Consider the following 16418-nt stretch of genomic DNA (forward strand, 5'->3'; position numbering starts at 1 on the left):
ACGCACCACCACCGACACTTTCCGGCGCGGCCCGCCCCTAACCCGCCCCGGCGATGAACCCCTGCACCGAGTTCGCGACCAGTTCGACGGCGATCGCGGCCAGCAGCAGACCGGCGATCTTCGCCAGCAGCGTGATCCCGCTTTCCTTGATCAGCCGGATCACCACGCCGGAGAACCGCATGCACGTGTACAGCACGAAGTGCACGGTGACGATCGCCAGCCCGAGCGCGATGTACGCGCCGAGATGCCCGTCAGCCTGCCGGACGAACACAATGGTCGCCGCGATCGCGCCCGGCCCGGCGAGCAGCGGGGTGCCGAGCGGCACCAGGGCAACGTTGACGTCCTCGGCCGCTTCCGGTTCGTTGCCGCCTTTTCCGGTCAGCAACTGCAGCGCGATCAGCAGCAGAAGCAGTCCGCCCGCGCCCTGCAATGCCGGAATCCCAATGCCCAGGTACGCCAGGATCGCCTGCCCGGCCACCGCGAACAGCGAAATCACCAGCAGCGACACCAGTACCGCCTGCCGGGCCGCTTTGATCCGCGTCGCCATCGGCTTGCGGCCGACCAGGCTCAGGAACACCGGCACCGTGCCGGGCGGGTCCATGATCACGACGAGGGTGATCGTGGCGCTGATGAAGAGCTTCGCGTCGAAGAAGTCGGAGAAGGTCATCCCTTCACCACTTGGAACCCGGTCGCCCGCCCCACCAGTTCCTCCAGCTGGTCCGGCTCGGTCGTCTCCTGGCCGAGGCCGATCGTCTTGTTGGTGCCGTGGTAATCGCTCGATCCGGTGCGGACGAGACCCAGCTCGCCGGCGAGTTCACGGGTCCGCACGCGGGTGGCCGGATCGTGGTTCGGATGGTCGACCTCGACGCCGGTGAGCCCGCGCCGCGCCAGGTCGCGCAGGGTGTCCTCGCTGATCGTCGCGCCCCGGCTGTACGCGAACGGGTGCGCGATCACGGTGACCCCACCCGCGGCCGTGACCATGTCGATCGCCTCCTCGACCGGCGTGTCGCGGCGCGGGACGTAATAGCCGCGGCGGCTGCCGAGGTAGTCGGCGAACGCCTCGTCGACCGTACGGACCAGCCCGGCCCGCACGAGTGCCTGCGCGAGATGCGGCCGTCCGGCGGGTGAATCGGCCGGGAGCAGGCCCATGATCTCGTCGGCGTCGATGGGGAGGCCGTCGGCCGCCATCCGCTGCGCCATCCTGCGCAACCGCGTACGTCGTTCGATCCGCAGCCGCGTCTGTTCCGCGACCAGCGCAGGCGCGGCCGGGTCGAACAGGTACGCCAGCAGGTGCACGCTGATCGGGTACCCGGTGTCCGCATCGACCGACACCGTGGACAGCTCCGCGCCCGGCACGAGCGTGAGCCCGGCGGGCAGCGCGGCGGCGGCGCGTTCCCAGCCGGCGGTGGTGTCGTGGTCGGTGATCGCGACGACGTCGAGACCGGCACGCGCGGCGGCGCCGACGAGCTCGGCAGGGCTGTCGGTTCCGTCGGAAGCCGTGGAATGGGCGTGCAGATCGATGCGCATCGGACCCATTCTCGACGATGCACTGCGTCACCCCGACGCCGGGACCAGTGCCGCCCGGGTCAGCCGACCGGCTTCTTGCCCCGTGCGGCTCGCTGTGCCTTGATCATCGAGAACCGCTCGGCCTGCTTCTGCTTGTCGCCGAAGACGAGCTCGGAGATCGTGTCGTAGAACTCCTCCGGCCGCGGCAGGTAGTCGATGCGGTTGAGGGCCTGGATCTGGCCTGCCGACTCGACGACCATCGTGCCGTAGCCGAGCATCCGGCCCCATGCCGAACGCTGGTAGGTGAGGTCGGTGACCTTGCTGATCGGCATCATGAGCACCTTCGTGGTGAACACCCCGGTGGTCATGACGAACCGTTTGTCGGTGACCACCAGCCGCTCGACCCACCACTCGACCACCACGTAGGCGAACCGCAGCACGACGATCAGCGCGACGTACCAGAGGACGTTCTGCACCACCCACAGCGAGGGCGGGAGCAGGTACGACACCAGCACGCAGACCGCGAGCAGGGCCGCCGCCTCGAACGTGTCCCACAGGAGCACCGCCCAGTGGCGGCGGATCCGGATGACCCGCCGCTCGGTGTCGAGGAGGTACTCGTCGGGGTCGCGTGGCGCGAACATGGTCCGAGGATATCCCCCTACGTCACTTGAAGACGTTGCTGACGAAAGTGATCACCGATTCGGCCGAGCTGCGGAGGAAGTCGACGACGTTGCCGACGAGACCGGCAGCTTGGCCCGGCTGGGCGATCACGAAGAACAGCACCAACGCGATACCCACGAGACCCGCAAGCTTCTTCGCGTTCACAGCGATCAATCCCGTCTCTTACCTGGCACCTGAGAAACTGACTTTTTACGTTGTACCGCACCCGCCACCCGTGCGGCAGGAAAGTCCCGCGCATGGGTCAGCAGAGCGCTCGAAGTGTACCGTACGGCTACTCTCCGTGTACAGGTTCCGCTCGGCTACCGTCGGGACCATGACCCAACGGGAGCGCTGCGTCGGCGGCATCGTCTTCGACGACCAGGGCAGACTCCTGCTCATCCAGCGCGGACACGACCCCGGCAAGGGCCTCTGGTCCCTCCCCGGCGGACGGGTCGAAAAGGGCGAAACGGACACCGAAGCCGTCGTCCGGGAGCTGCACGAGGAGACTGGGCTCGACGTGAGACCGCACACACTCACCGGCACGGTCAGCCGCGGCAGATACGACATTTTCGACTACACCTGCACCTGGACCTCCGGCACGCTCACAGCGGGCGACGACGCCTCCGACGCCCGCTGGGTCGGCTCGGCCGAACTGGTCGCATTGGACCAGGCGGGCCACCTGACGGACCAGCTCTTCGTGACCCTGCGTGATTGGAATGCGCTGCCTTCCCGATGATCCCGGGGAACCATTTCCGCATTGCGCGCAGTTGCATCCGGAAATCGGATCGGATTGGCGTGCGGCGCGAATGTATTGCCATCGGGACGGAATCGCCGGTGAGCACGGAAAATGCGACGGAGGGCTATTCGGTATTGCCGGATACGCATCGGTTCCGCGTCCGGGGCGGGGTCCGGAAGGTGTGACTGATGGGGTGAATGTGACACAGGTGACTCAGGGTGCAGAGCCCTCGGTGGACGCCTTGCCCGGTGCTGGGGAGCGGGGTGTGGGTGGGACACCGGGGAGTGGCGCTTACCGGTGAGTGCCCGCGCAGCAGCAGCGAGCAAGCGCAGACTAGCGGCAGGGCGGTGAGCACCAGGGAGCGATGCTCGTCGGTGAGTGCCCGCGGAGCAGCAGCAGCGGCGGGTAAGCGCAGACCAGCGGCACGGCTGCGAGCACCAGAGAGCGGCACTCCCCGGTGGGCGAGCACCGCGGAGCAGCGGCGCGGATGAGCTGCGGGAGTGGCAAGGCGGGCGAGCGCAGGGCAGTGGCAGGGCCAGCGGACACCCACCACCAGCACCAGCAACACCGGCAGCACCAGCAACACCGGCAGCACCAGCAACACCGGCAGCACCAGCAACACCGCCAGCACCGGCAGCACCGCCAGCACCGCCAGCACCGCCAGCACCGCCAGCACCGCCAGCACCGCCAGCACCGAGGCGAACAATCACACAGGCAGCCAGGTCATCCGCTGCCCGTGCGGGGTCGTGCGGGCCAGCGCACGGGCCTGGGATTTCCCGTCCACCCACGTAGTCACGCCCAGCACCGCCAGCGACGGCTCGCCTCCCCCAGCCACCGAAGCCAGATCCTCCCGCCCCGGCAACACCTCCTCCAGTGCGGCGCCGTAGAACTCCTGGCTCACCCACCACACCGGCCGCGTCCCGGCCAGCCGGGACAGTTCTGCCACGAAATCCGTCCGCCGGTCGTGCACATAAGCCAGCGCATGGCTGGTCAGCACCACCAGCGGCAGCTCCGCAGGCAACCGCGACGCAGCAGTCGCCAGGTCGTCCACCGCATCGCCGGTCACCAGTTCCGGGGCGTGTTTCCGCTGTTCCGCCGCAGCCGTGCGGAGCAGCCGGATCCGGTCGACCTGGTCCGCCCACACGCAGGCCTCCAGCCAGGCCAGCTCGTCCTCGTCCGAGAGGTCCACCGGGGCACGATCCAAGCCCGCCCGGGCAGCGACCGCGATCTTCTTCGGTGGCTTCGGCAACCGCGCTCCCGGCGCGAGGTCCAGTGCGCAGTGCAAGCCGACCGCGGCCTTCGCCGGACCGGCCGTGAGCTGCTCGCCGCCGTCGCACTGGTAGCGGTACCCGAAGCGGTCGAGACCCAGTAGCAGACCGGCACTGCAGCCGACCTCGAGCAACGCGATCTTGCCGCCCGCTTCCTTCGCCGCCGCGGCCACCGCCGGGTACAGCACCGCGGCGCGGCCGACCTCGTTCGTCTGCGTGTAGCGGGTCGCGATGATTTCGCGGGCCCGGTCCGCGCGCTCCAGCAGGAACGAGCGGAACAGGGGCCACGTCTCGCTGTCGACGCCGTCGAAACCGCCCAGCGACGGGTAGTACCGCGACAACGGGTGGATCGGATCGGCCTGCACCAGCCGGTGCGCGGCGGCGAGCAGGAGGTTCGCGCGCGCTTCGCCGCCGCGGGCGTCGGTGAGCAGGGCGGCGACGTCGTCGTCGTCGGCCGCGTGGCCTGCGAGGTGCTCGTACAGCGGCGAGACGCCCCGTGCTTCGACCTCGGCGAACGTCCGCAGCGCCTGCTTGATCTTCTCCAGGGCCACCCGTGCTCCCGTCACTCGTGCGGCGTCGGGCGGCCGGGCTGCTCCCCGCCGCGAGTGTCGCCGTAGGACTTCTTCGGCACCATGACCTTGCGCCGGAAGATGCACACGATTGTGCCGTCCTGCTTGTACCCGCGAGTCTCGACGTACACCACGCCCCGGTCGTCCTTGGACTTCGACGGCGTCTTGTCCAGTACCTCGGTCTCGCCGTAGATCGTGTCGCCGTGGAACGTCGGCTTCACGTGCTTCAGCGACTCCACCTCGAGGTTCGCGATCGCCTTGCCGGACACGTCGGGCACCGACATGCCGAGCAGCAGCGAGTAGATGTAGTTGCCGACCACGACGTTCTTGCCGAAATCGGTGGTCTCCCCCGCGTAGTGCGCGTCGAGGTGCAGCGGGTGGTGGTTCATCGTGATCAGGCAGAACAGGTGGTCGTCGTACTCGGTGACGGTCTTGCCGGGCCAGTGCTTGTACACCGCGCCGACCTCGAACTCCTCGTAATACCGGCCGAACTGCACGCTTGTCCCTCCTGTCCGGGTAACACCTGCCGAGCCAGGTGCGACACGTATCCGTGGTGAGGAGTACCCTCGACCATCGGTGATCGTGCGTCAACGCGACCCCCGCCACTCCGCACGCTCCGGCGTGCCCCGGCCGTAAGGAGGTGAGGAACCGCCCATGAGCAGTGGTGATAGTCCGCTCACTAGTAGTAGCCGTGTTCCCGCCCCGCCGGCCGTCAACGGATGACCTGCCGGTAGGCGTTCCGGGAACTGCGGTGCCGCCGGACGGACACAGTCCGCCTGGCCGTCGTCTTCGCGCTCCACGACGCCTGCCCAGGAGATCCCATGCCTGCCATTCCCTCGCTCGGCGGCCTTCGCGGCCGCGGCAACAGCCGGGCCAAGGCCGCACTCGAACGGCCGATTCCGGTGCCGCTGTCGGCGTACGTCGTCGACTGTGCGGTGTACGTCGAGGGCAAGCGGCTGCCCGGACGGTGGTCGCACGCCGAGGCGATCCGGGAGGTGCGCAAGCGGCACACCGGGTTCGTCTGGATCGGCCTGCACGAGCCCGACTCCGAGCAGATCCAGGGCATCGCGGAGACGTTCGGCCTGCACGAGCTGGCCGTCGAGGACGCGCTGGAGGCGCACCAGCGGCCCAAGCTGGAGCGCTACGACGACACGCTGTTCCTGGTGCTGAAGACCGTCCGGTACGTCGAGCACCAGTCGCCCACCACGGCCAACGAGATCGTGGAAACCGGCGAGCTGATGGTGTTCCTCGGCCGCGATTTCGCGATCACCGTGCGGCACGGCAACCACTCCGGGCTCGCCCGGCTGCGCCGTGACATGGACGAGGACCCGGAGCGGCTCGCGCTGGGCCCGGCGGCGGTCGTGCACGCGATTGCCGACCACGTGGTCGACCACTACCTGGAGGTCACCAGCCGGATCGAGGCGGACATCGACGAGATCGAGGCGCAGGTCTTCGCGCCGCGGTCGTCGGTGAGCGCCGAGCAGATCTACCTGATGAAGCGGGAAGTGCTCGAGCTGCGCCGGTCGGTGGTGCCGCTCGCCACGCCGATCTCCCGCCTCGCCGAGGGGTACACGCGGCTGGTGCCGGACGACGTCCGCTCGTACTTCCGGGACGTCGCGGACCACCTCGCCACGGTGTCCGAACGCGTGGCGGCGTTCGACGAATTGCTGAGCACGCTGGTCGACGCCACGGTTGCGAAGATCTCGCTGCAGCAGAACACCGACATGCGCAAGATCACCGCGTGGGCCGCCATCATCACGGTGCCCACGATGATCGCGGGCATCTACGGCATGAACTTCGACTACATGCCCGAGCTGCATTGGCAGTTCGGGTACCCGATCGTGGTCACCGTCATTCTGGCGATCTGCCTGTTGCTGTACCGAATATTCCGGAAGAACGGCTGGTTGTAGCGGTCCCCGTTTTTCTTCCCCCGGTAGCAGTAGGAGTACTTCGCCATGTCCCGTTTGCTGTCCAACCTCAAGTTCTGGGCACTCACCCTGTGCCTCGTGTGGATTCTCGGCATCGTCGCGATGATCGCGCTCAACCCGGGATTCGCGCACGGCCTGAAGTGACGCCGTAACCTGGGTGGATGCCGAAGGCGCTGGTGGTGGCCGACGAGGCCGACGAGCGGCTGTGGACCTCCGCGGTCCGCGCGCTGCAGGTCGACCTCGTCGTCGGCGCCGGTGACCTGCCGTTCGCGTACCTCGAGTTCCTCGCCGGCACGCTCGACGTGCCCTGCGTTTTCGTTCCCGGAAACCACGATCCGGACCTGAGCGGTTACACCCGTTCCGGCGGACTGTCCATGAAGGACGGTTTCCCCGCCGAATGGCCGGGCCCGGCAGGCGCAATCAACGCCGACGGCCGCGTGGTCGACGTCGCCGGGCTGCGGTTCGCCGGGCTCGGCGGGTCGGTCCGGTACCGCGACGGGCCGAACCAGTGGACGCAACGCCAGCAGTCGCGCCGGGCCTGGCGGCTGGAACGTCTTGCGGCGTGGCGGAAATGGCGGGACGGGCGCGGGATCGACGTTCTGCTCACGCATTCGCCACCGCACGGGTGCGGTGATCGGGAAGATCTGCCACACCACGGTTTCACGTGCCTGCACCGCACTTTGGCGACGCTGCAGCCGCAGTGGTTGCTGCACGGGCACATCCATCCGCACGGCGAACCGGTGCCCGACCGCGTGGCCGGTCGCACCCGGATCCGCAATGTCGTCGGACACCAGGTAATGGAGTTGCCGCAATGAGCCGACCCACTGGATTTCCCCGCGCTGACGCCGAAAACGACTTCCTGCGCGCCCGTCGCCGACAGGTCCTGTCCCGGTTGTCGACGTGGCTGCGCCGCGAACCCGACGACGTCAACATCATGCTGCCGTTCCACGAAGTGGTACAGGCATTGGGATACGTGAGCGAGTCGCGGGTCGGCCTTCGAGTGATCACTTTGGACTCGATCGTGGGCACTGTGGACCGAAGCCGCGATTTCGACCGCCGGTTCCGGCCGACGTCCGCGCGTGTGCGGCAGCGCTGGGAACGACTCGCGCTGGCCGCCCGCCGCGGCGAGGCAATCCCGCCGATCGAGGTGTACCGCATTGGTGAACTGCATTTCATCGTCGACGGGCACCATCGCGTTTCCGTCGCGCTCGCGCAGGGACTGTCCACAATAGAGGCATTCGTCACGGTGGTCCGGACCAAACTCGACCCGAGCGGCATCCGGTACCGCGGCGACCTGATCGTGAAGGACTACCGGCGGTTGTTCCTGGAGCGCGTCCCGCTGGCCGGCGCCGCGCGGGCGTCGGTACTGGTGACGGACCCGTGGAACTACGCGCAACTCGGCGAGCACGTCGAGGCGTGGGGCTTCCGCCTGATGCAGGACGAGGGCCGGTTCACCGACCGCGCGACCATCGCACAACGCTGGTTCGACGAGGAGTTCACCCCGGTGGTCGCCATGCTGCGACAGGCGGACCTGGTCGGCGACCGCACGGAGGCGGAGGCGTACCTGTGGGTCGCGTGTGAGCGATACCGGCTCATCCGGACGCACCGCTGGGACGAGGAAGTTGTCTCCGCTCTGCGGGACTTGTCAGGTTGAGCCTGACGGGCTAGTGTCAGGGCTATCCTGACGGAGGAGCTTTGCCCGTGACGTACTGCTCTTTTTGCCTCAAACCCGCGGCCGAGGTGGAAAAACTGATCTCCGGCGCCGGGGTGTACATCTGCTCCGGCTGCGTCGAGCTGTGCAGCGAAATCCTGGCGGGACAGCACGAACCGTCGACGTCGGAGATGACGTTGTGGGAAAGCAAGTCCGACGAGGAAATCCTGGAGAGCATCCCGCGAATGACCCAGGTGAGCGCCCAAGCGGACGCGCGAATCCAGGCACAGGTGGACCTGCTGCGCTCGAGGGGGGTGGCGTGGGCACGCATCGGCGCGGCGCTGGGGGTGACGCGGCAGTCGGCGTGGGAGAAGTTTTCGGCCGAACGGGCGGGAAGTTGAGATGCTGACTCCGGCCTGCGCACGACGGTCACGGTTCGGCTGCTCACCGGGAATGCCCGGTCACGAAGATTCTTGAACGGGGCCGGGTTCTGACGGGTTTGCGGTTGGGGCCCGGTGATGGGGTGCACCGGCGAGGTGGACCCGCACCGTATGGCGGCGGTGCCTCGGCCTGCTGTTGGACAGGCCCTGCGCGACCCGGGCCAGGCAGGCGAACCGCCCTCCTCGGGTTGGACGTGCCCCTGTCCTCCTTCTGGTTGGACGGGCTGCACGCCAACCCTGCCCCTGTCCTCCCTGGGCTGGACGGGCTGCACGCCAACCCCGTGCCCCGCCTTCCCCGGGCCGAACGGGCTGCACACCAACCCGTGCCCGCCTCCCCGGGCTGAACGAGCGGCGCGCCAACCTGGACCGCTGCCTTCCCCGGGCTGGACAAAGCTGCGCGCCAACCCGAGCCCCTACCTCCCCGGGCCGGGCGGGGCTGCGCACGAACCCGGCCCTGCCCCACCCTCCCCCCGGGCTGGACGGACTATGCGCCAACCAGCCCCCGCCCCGGGCTGGCCGCGGAACATGTCGACAAACGCGGCGACGGCGGCACGGCTGATTCCGTGCCGCCCCCGTGACCGGTTCGGGGTCAGTCGCTGGGCATGATGGCCCAGAGAATCAGGTACGCGACGAACTGCGGCCCCGGCAGCAAGCACGACAACAGGGCAAGCACCCGAACCTTGCCCGGGGTAGTCCCGAAGCGGCGGGCGAGCCCGGCGCAGACGCCACCGAGCATGCGCCCCTCACGCGGCCGGCTCAGCCGGTGGGTGACAGGTGCGGTCATGATGTTCCCCTCCTGAGTGGGTTTCGTACTTCCATGTCACCACTTCCCCACCGGAACCGCATCGCCCTCCGGAACGATCCGCACCCTTAAGGGGATGAGGGTGCCCGGTGGGGCAGCTCAGGGTCCATCCCCGGCGGCCGGATTCGGAACCCACCGGGTCGAGGGCGCGATCCGGGGCGGCACGACGCGAGCCGGGCTCGCCGTCCACAGCTCACCGCCGGTCAACTGCCCTCGGCAGGGCCAGCTCGGCCCACCCAGCCGATTGCCCGAGCGTTATTCGGAGCCGAATGGCCCCGGTCCTCGTCGATGACCACCGGCCCCGCCGCGCAATCCGCCAGACCCGCCGACTCCGACCACCCAACCCAGCCCGCCGACCCAGTCCACAATCCCCCGGCGCCCGCCGAGCACCCGGCCCTCCCGAGCCACCGGCACCCCGGCCCTGCTGCGCAACCCACCCGCCGACCCAGCCCACAGCCCCGCCGCCCGCCGAACACCCTGCCCTCCCAAGCCACCGACACCCCGGCACTGCCGCGCAACCCACCCGCCGACCCAGCCCACAGCCCCGCCGCCCGCCGAACACCCGGCCCTGCCAAGCCACCGACACCCCGGCCCTGCCGCGCAACCCAACCCGCCGAACACACGGCCCTCCCGAGCCACCGGCACCCGGCCTGCCCCGCATCGGCATTGCCCACCGGCACCCCCGCCGGTTGCCCGAATCTCTCACCCCACCAGCGGTGATGACGCAGCGAAGTGTGGGATTTCCCGGTCCGGGGTGGCTTTTTCCGCACTCACGGTGATACTGCACCCCGTGCGTAACCCACTCGGAGTCCTCGCCGTTGGTGGTGTGGTGGTGCTCGCCGCGTGTTCTGTGGCTGGTGATCCGCCGCCGGTGGCTTCGCCTGCGCCGTTGACTGCGGTGGCGGCGCTCGGGGAGTTTTCGACGCTTGACTACTGCAGTCTTCTCGACACCTCGCGGCTGAAGAACGCCACCGCGGATGCGCCTGATTCCTCGTTCACCTCCTGTCAGGTCGACGTTCTCCAAGGCGGGCGGTCGCGGAGTGTGACGATTGGGCCACTCGCGGCTGATCGTGATCCCAATGTCCAGGCTTATGACTACGCGCGGCCGCTGCCTGACGGGGTTTCCGTGCAGCAAACCGGGTTCGTGCCTGAGCGGACGTGTGGGCGGGCCATCACGTTCGCCGATGGGATTCGACTGGCGGTTTCCATCGCGGACGACGACGGTCGCGGGAGTGTGGACGACCGATGCGGGGCGGCGGACGACGTCGTCGGCGGGGTGCTTGCTGCGGTCAGTGGCAACCGCGTCCGGCATATGCAGTTGCCTGACCGGTCGTGGGGGCGCGTCGACTCCTGCGCGCTGCTGAACACGCCCGGCCTCGCCGCCGCGGCGACTGACGCGATCGCCGCGCTGGCCGGGCACTCGTGCATTCGCGGGGACGTCAGTCTTGAGTTCACCGTGGTGAAACAGGCGTCGACCGGGCCGTCGGAAACGCTCGGCAGCCGCACGTCGCGCGTGGTGGCTGATGGGGCGTTTTGCCGCGTTCGCACGGTGCAGCCCTCGCCTGCCACCCCGGGACGTGCGGAGCAGGCGACCGTGAGCGTCGTCGACACCAGTGGCGCGGGTGGGGACGCGGCCTGCACTCCCGCCCGCGCCGTTGCGGCTACGGTTTTCGCCAAGATTCCGTGAGGGGCGAGCCAGAGTCCGTGAAGGGAACCATGAGGGAATCTGATTCCGTCATGGTTCCCTTCACGGAACGGGGCTAATCGGCGTAGGTGAGGTTTCTGCCGTCGGACGGGTCGAACAGCTTTACCTTGTCGGCGTCGAACCAGAGTTGCAGGTCGTGGTTTTCCGCGGCTGAGGATTCTGCCGACAATCGGGCCACGATCAGCGATTCGGCGCCCGGTACGTCGGCCGAACCGCTGTCCGCGGCCAATTCCGCCAGTTCGGCCGACGTCGCTACCTCGCCGTCCACCGTGAAATGCGCGAACTTCTCCGACCCCATCGACTCCAGTACGTCGATGTGTGCGGTGAAAGTGGCCCCGATCCGGCCGGATTCGGCCAAAGCCGCGTCCTCGAAATGTTCCGGCCGGATGCCCATGATCACCTCGCGTGGGGCGTCCGCCGCCTCGGCCATCCGGCGGACCCGGTCGGTGAGCGGGGTGCTGCCCAGCGGGCTGCGCAGCTGCCCGTCCTCCATTGTCGCGGGTACGAAGTTCATCGACGGCGAGCCGATGAACCCGGCAACGAACAGGTTCGCCGGGTTGTCGTAGAGGAACTGTGGCGAACCGATCTGCTGCACGTACCCCGCCCGCAGCACCACCACGCGGTCGCCCAGTGTCATGGCCTCGGTTTGGTCGTGCGTGACGTACAGCGTGGTCGTGCCCAGCTGCTTCTGTATCTTCGACACCGACGTACGCATCTGACCGCGCAACTTGGCGTCCAGATTGGACAGTGGCTCGTCCATCAGGAACGCCTTGGGGTTACGCACGATTGCCCGTCCCATGGCGACCCGCTGCCGCTGCCCGCCGGACAGGTTGGCGGGCTTGCGGTCCAGATGCTGGGTGAGGTCGAGGATCTGCGCCGCTTCCTCCACTTTGGACTGTACGGTCGCATCGTCCACTTTGGCCAGCCGCAGCGGGAACGCCATGTTCTCCCGTACGCTCATGTGCGGGTACAGCGCGTAGGATTGGAACACCATGGCGATGTCACGGTCCTTCGGCGCCTTTTCGTTCACCCGCTTGCCGTCGATGCGCAGCTCGCCGGACGAGATGTCCTCCAGTCCGGCCACCATGTTCAGCGTGGTCGACTTCCCGCAGCCGGACGGTCCCACCAGGATGATGAACTCGCCGTCGGCAATCGTGATGTCCACTTCGGACACTGCGAGCGCGCCGTCGGGGTAGCGCTTGGAAACCTTGTCGAGAACGATTTCAGCCATGGGTCAGCCCTTCACCGCACCGGACGTCAGCCCCGCCACGATGCGACGCTGGAAGAACAACACGAACAGGATGATCGGCACCGTGATCACGACCGCGGCCGCGCTCACCTGGCCGGTCGGGTCTTCGAACTGCGAGGACCCGGTGAAGAACGACAACGCGGCAGGCACCGTGCGCGACGCCTCGGTGGACGTCAGCGAGATGGCGAACAGGAAGTCGTTCCAGCAGAAGATGAACACCAGGATCGCCGTGGTGAACACACCCGGTGCGGCCAGCGGCGCAATCACCTTCCGGAATGCCTGCGCCGGGGTCGCGCCGTCCATTTTCGCCGCTTTTTCCAGCTCCCACGGGATTTCCCGGAAGAAGGCCGACAGCGTGTAGATCGACAACGGCAGCGCGAACGTGATGTACGGCAGGATCAGCCCCGGCCAGGTGTCGAACAGGCCCAGCCCGCGTTCGATGTTGAAGAGCGGCGTGACGAGCGAGACCTGCGGGAACATCGCGATCAGCAGCGAAAGCCCCACCAGCAGCTGCTTTCCGGGGAAATCCAGCCGGGCGATCGCGTACGCCGCCATCGTACCCAGCGCCACCGCGATCACCGTGGAGATCACCGCGATGCCGATCGAGTTCACCAGCGCGCGGATGAACTCCGTGGTCTGGAAAATGTCCGCGTAGTTCTTGAGCGTCCATTCGACCGGGATGAAATTGCCGTCGGTGAGCGTCGCTTTCGTCTTGAACGACAGCGAAAGCACCCACAGCACCGGGACGATGGCGAATACCACCACCAGGATGTCGAGCAGGCCCCAGTTGACTTTGCGGCCGGTGGTGACCGCACCTCCGATCGCCATCAGCGTTTCCCCCCATCGTCCGTACCGGGTGCCGCGGTCCCGAACACCTTGATGAAGAGGAACGCGATGATCGCCACCGTGATGAAGATCAGCACCGCCATCGTGGAACCGATGCCGAGGTTGAGGCCCTTGACCAGGTTGTCGTACGTCTGCATGGAGACTGATCCGGTGTCCTGCGCGCCATTGGTCAGCACGTAGATGTTGTCGAAAATGCGGAATGCGTCGAGCGTACGGAAAAGCAGCGCGACGAGGATCGCCGGTTTCATCACCGGCAGCATCACCTTGGTGAACCGCTGCCACGCGCTCGCACCGTCCATGGCCGCGGCTTTCAGCAGGTCGTCCGGCACCAACGCCAGCCCGGCCATCAGCAGCAACGCCATGAACGGCGTGGTCTTCCACACCTCGGCGAGAATGATGATGAACAGCGACGGCCATTGGTCGGTGAGCGGCGCGACCCCGGAACCCAGCAAATTGGCCAGGTACCCGGTTTTCGGCGTCCACGCGAAATACCACGAGAACGCCGCCACCACCGTCACGATGCCGTAGGGAATCAGCGCAACGGTCCGCACGAGACCCCGGCCGACCAGGGTGCGGTGCATGATCAGCGCGAGCCCCATGCCGAGCACGAATTCGATCGCCACCGAAACCACGGTGAGGAACATCGTGGTACCGAATGCCGTCCACCAGTAGGAATTGGTGAGCACCGCGGCGTAGTTGGCGAATCCGATGAACTCGTGCTGCGCCGGGAAACGGAGGTCATAACGCTGCAGCGACAGCCAGATCGAGTAGACGATCGGGTACCCGGTCACGGCCACCATCACGAGAAACGCCGGCGCGCACAGCCACAGCCCCAGCCGCCGTTCGGCCTTCTTTCCTTCCGACAGAGCGGGTTTTCCCTTGCGGTGCGCGGCCTCGTGGACCGGCGCGGCAGCAGGATCCTGGACGGTCACGGGATCACTCCCTTCGACTGGAGCGCGTCATCGAGCTGTTTCCGCAGTTTCTGCGCGGTGGACTGCGGATCGATGGCCGACGGCGGGGAAAGGATCTTCGACATCACCGTGGACGCATTCTGATACGCGGGCGTGAGCGGACGCACCGCGGCAGTCTTGAGCGCGTCGAGAATGGTGTCCCGCATCGGATATTTCACGGCCATGCTCGGGTTGTCCGCCGACGGCGGTTTCGCCGGATCCAGCGGCGTATTGTCGTGATACACCGATTCGATCGTGGGCGGCACCCCGTCGTTGATCGCGGAGTACTTCTGGTTTTCCGCACTGCGCAAGCACAATGCCGCCTCGTACGCCTCTGGCTTGTGCTGTGAATAGGCGCTCACCGCCAGGTCGAACCCGCCGATCGTACTGCGCGACGGCGTACCTGCCTTCGCCTCCGGATACACCGTCCACTTGAAATGCGACAGATCCTGCGGCTTTTCCTCGGCATAGGAGGCATAGACGAACGGCCAGTTCAGCTCGAACGCGGCGTCCCCGCGCTGGAACGTCTGCCGGACGTCGTCCTCCTTCTGGTTCGTCAGCGACGGATCGGTGATCCCCGACGACGTGACCGTCTTCAGCAGTTCCAGCGCCTGCACCGCGCCGGCGTCCATCACCACGGATTTGCCGTCGTCGGACAGGATGTGCCCGCCGAGCGATTCCACCAGCGTGTTGTAAATGACCACCAGGCCCTCGTACTGCGCCCCGGTGAACACGATGGAATACGGTTTGCGGTCCTTCTTGAGCTGCTGCGACATCTGCATCATCTCGTCCCACGTCTTCGGCGGGTTCGGGGTGATGCGATCGTCGTACCAGAGCAGCTGCACGTTCGTGTTCTTCGGCGCCGCGAAGAGTTTTCCCTGGTACGTAGCCGTTTCCAGCGGACCCTTCAGCACCCCGGCGGACGCGGCGGCCTTGTCCGGCCCCGTCCATTCGTCGATCCAGCCCGCTTCGGCGAATTCGGAAACCCAGGTGACGTCGAGGCCGAGCACGTCCATCGACGTATCCCCTGCCGCGAGCCGGCGCGCCATCTGGATCCGCTGGTCGTCGGACCCGCGCTGGAGTTTGTTGTAGACGATCCGGTACCGCCCGTTCGCGGCCTTGTTGCAGTTGTCGACCACGGTCTGGAAATGGTCTTCCGGGGAGTAGTACACGTTGATCGTGGTCCCCGAACTCGTCCCGCATCCGGCGACCAGGCCGCCGGTGACCACGCCGGCGGCGAGCAAAGCCGCCGCGCGTTTCTTGCCTGGCCGTTTCCCCATCCAAGCCTCCTAGCCCCATGTGCCATCGGCACCCCCAGGCAGCACGCCGCGTCGAAGCGGACCCCGCGCCAAACGCCGGACGGCCACGCTGGAGGCCGCGGCCGACCGACCGGTGTCGGCCAACCTATGCCCGGCGATCACCCCTCGCAAGGAGGGTCGGTAACGATTCAGCCCTGCGCGGTAACGACCACCGGAAAGACTGAGGAAACCCCGAAGACGACTTGTGCCATCCGGGTGAACGAGGGTACGGAAGAGGGTTACGCGGTCGCGGGCGGTGGCCGGAGGGCCAGCTTCGCGAGCAGTTCCCGGGCCTGTTCGGCCGTGCGCGGCTGGCAGAGCACGTCGTACCGGCCCGCCACCAGCTGGCTTGCCGAGGAGAAGTCGCGGCGCCCGCGCGAGGTCCGGTAGCCGATCGCGGAAAACAGCAGGCCGGACAGGACGCCGAGCACCAGGCCGGTGAGCAGCTGCAGCGTGAACCCGCCCTGGTTGACGAACAAGCCCAGCAGCAGGCCCGCGAACAGGCCGAACCACGCGCCGGACATCGCGCCCGCCGCGAGGACCCGGCCCCACGACAGGCGGCCGATCACGCGTTCCACCAGCATCAGGTCGACTCCGACGATGGTGACGTCGGCGACCGCGAACTCGTTTTCCGCCAGGTAGTCGACCGCCTGCTGGGCCTCGCGGTAGGTGGAGTACGACCCGATCGGCCAGCCGGTGGGCGGCGTCGGGAGCCGCGGCAGCCCGGCCGGGCCCTGACCACCAAGAGGACTGCTCACATCATCACCTGCGCACTCGTCCGGTCCGAGACGTCCATCTTGTCAAGAACCG

19 protein-coding genes are annotated in these 16418 nt (G+C 67.6%); 6 read left to right on the top strand and 13 right to left on the bottom strand.

Annotation, left to right across the window (positions count from 1 at the left end; genetic code table 11):
- Positions 1-37: 37 nt before the first annotated feature.
- From OO71_RS39225 to OO71_RS50670, 4 genes are read right to left on the bottom strand one after another with little or no spacing between them, the layout of a single operon-like run.
- The gene (locus OO71_RS39225; RefSeq protein ID WP_033295098.1) at positions 38-667 is read right to left on the bottom strand and encodes a MarC family protein; all 630 of its coding nucleotides are present in this window, start codon (positions 665-667) and stop codon (positions 38-40) included.
- Positions 664-1527, bottom strand: a complete 864-nt coding sequence (locus OO71_RS39230; protein WP_425388737.1) for a PHP domain-containing protein — start codon at positions 1525-1527, stop codon at positions 664-666. Before OO71_RS39230 ends, OO71_RS39225 begins: the two co-directional genes overlap by 4 nt.
- A gap of 59 nt (positions 1528-1586) precedes the next feature.
- A complete protein-coding gene (locus OO71_RS39235; protein ID WP_033295100.1) occupies positions 1587-2147 on the bottom strand; it encodes a PH domain-containing protein in 561 nt (186 codons plus the stop codon).
- Positions 2148-2169: 22 nt separating this feature from the next.
- Positions 2170-2331: a hypothetical protein gene (locus OO71_RS50670; RefSeq protein WP_162186169.1), complete on the bottom strand. Its 162-nt coding sequence runs from the start codon at positions 2329-2331 to the stop codon at positions 2170-2172.
- Between the two features lie 169 nt (positions 2332-2500).
- Here OO71_RS50670 and OO71_RS39240 point away from each other — a divergent pair, with 169 nt between their 5' ends.
- Positions 2501-2902, top strand: coding sequence for an NUDIX hydrolase (locus tag OO71_RS39240; protein ID WP_033295101.1), 402 nt, complete (start codon positions 2501-2503; stop codon positions 2900-2902).
- A gap of 124 nt (positions 2903-3026) precedes the next feature.
- Here OO71_RS39240 and OO71_RS47985 read toward each other — a convergent pair whose 3' ends face one another.
- From OO71_RS47985 to OO71_RS39255, 3 genes are read right to left on the bottom strand one after another with little or no spacing between them, the layout of a single operon-like run.
- A complete protein-coding gene (locus tag OO71_RS47985; protein WP_156096782.1) occupies positions 3027-3596 on the bottom strand; it encodes a hypothetical protein in 570 nt (189 codons plus the stop codon).
- 12 nt (positions 3597-3608) lie between these two features.
- Positions 3609-4721, bottom strand: coding sequence for a DUF2332 domain-containing protein (locus tag OO71_RS39250; protein WP_033295103.1), 1113 nt, complete (start codon positions 4719-4721; stop codon positions 3609-3611).
- An 11-nt stretch (positions 4722-4732) separates the two neighbouring features.
- A complete protein-coding gene (locus tag OO71_RS39255; RefSeq protein WP_033295104.1) occupies positions 4733-5236 on the bottom strand; it encodes a MaoC family dehydratase in 504 nt (167 codons plus the stop codon).
- Positions 5237-5560: 324 nt separating this feature from the next.
- Between OO71_RS39255 and corA the strand changes: the two genes are divergently transcribed.
- The 4 genes from corA (at position 5561) to OO71_RS39275 (ending at position 8719) form a co-directional block, all read left to right on the top strand.
- Entirely contained in the window at positions 5561-6649 is a 1089-nt protein-coding gene (corA, locus tag OO71_RS39260) for a magnesium/cobalt transporter CorA (protein WP_033295105.1), read from the top strand.
- Positions 6650-6828: 179 nt separating this feature from the next.
- Complete coding sequence (locus OO71_RS39265) at positions 6829-7482, top strand: metallophosphoesterase family protein (protein ID WP_033295106.1); 654 nt, start codon at positions 6829-6831, stop codon at positions 7480-7482.
- On the top strand, positions 7479-8321 hold the full coding sequence (locus OO71_RS39270) for a chromosome partitioning protein ParB (protein WP_033295107.1): 843 nt from the start codon (positions 7479-7481) through the stop codon (positions 8319-8321). The genes OO71_RS39265 and OO71_RS39270 overlap by 4 nt, the downstream gene beginning before the upstream one ends.
- A gap of 47 nt (positions 8322-8368) precedes the next feature.
- Positions 8369-8719: a ClpX C4-type zinc finger protein gene (locus OO71_RS39275; protein WP_245633922.1), complete on the top strand. Its 351-nt coding sequence runs from the start codon at positions 8369-8371 to the stop codon at positions 8717-8719.
- Positions 8720-9347: 628 nt separating this feature from the next.
- Here OO71_RS39275 and OO71_RS39280 read toward each other — a convergent pair.
- Positions 9348-9542, bottom strand: coding sequence for a PspC domain-containing protein (locus tag OO71_RS39280; RefSeq protein ID WP_033295109.1), 195 nt, complete (start codon positions 9540-9542; stop codon positions 9348-9350).
- A gap of 808 nt (positions 9543-10350) precedes the next feature.
- Between OO71_RS39280 and OO71_RS39285 the strand changes: the two genes are divergently transcribed.
- Positions 10351-11247: a hypothetical protein gene (locus tag OO71_RS39285; protein ID WP_033295157.1), complete on the top strand. Its 897-nt coding sequence runs from the start codon at positions 10351-10353 to the stop codon at positions 11245-11247.
- A gap of 73 nt (positions 11248-11320) precedes the next feature.
- On the opposite strand, the gene OO71_RS39290 is transcribed toward OO71_RS39285, so the two are convergent.
- The 5 genes from OO71_RS39290 to OO71_RS39310 all read right to left on the bottom strand — a co-directional run bounded on the left by OO71_RS39290 (position 11321) and on the right by OO71_RS39310 (position 16366).
- The gene (locus OO71_RS39290; protein ID WP_033295110.1) at positions 11321-12496 is read right to left on the bottom strand and encodes an ABC transporter ATP-binding protein; all 1176 of its coding nucleotides are present in this window, start codon (positions 12494-12496) and stop codon (positions 11321-11323) included.
- Between the two features lie 3 nt (positions 12497-12499).
- Positions 12500-13342, bottom strand: a complete 843-nt coding sequence (locus tag OO71_RS39295) for a carbohydrate ABC transporter permease (RefSeq protein WP_033295111.1) — start codon at positions 13340-13342, stop codon at positions 12500-12502.
- The gene (locus OO71_RS39300; protein ID WP_033295112.1) at positions 13342-14292 is read right to left on the bottom strand and encodes a carbohydrate ABC transporter permease; all 951 of its coding nucleotides are present in this window, start codon (positions 14290-14292) and stop codon (positions 13342-13344) included. Before OO71_RS39300 ends, OO71_RS39295 begins: the two co-directional genes overlap by 1 nt.
- Positions 14289-15590, bottom strand: coding sequence for an ABC transporter substrate-binding protein (locus OO71_RS39305; RefSeq protein ID WP_033295113.1), 1302 nt, complete (start codon positions 15588-15590; stop codon positions 14289-14291). Before OO71_RS39305 ends, OO71_RS39300 begins: the two co-directional genes overlap by 4 nt.
- A 257-nt stretch (positions 15591-15847) precedes the next feature.
- Entirely contained in the window at positions 15848-16366 is a 519-nt protein-coding gene (locus OO71_RS39310) for a YflT domain-containing protein (protein ID WP_033295114.1), read from the bottom strand.
- Between the last annotated feature and the right edge of the window lie 52 nt (positions 16367-16418).

The sequence above is a fragment of the Amycolatopsis jejuensis genome, assembly GCF_000717335.1.
GTDB lineage: Bacteria > Actinomycetota > Actinomycetes > Mycobacteriales > Pseudonocardiaceae > Amycolatopsis > Amycolatopsis jejuensis.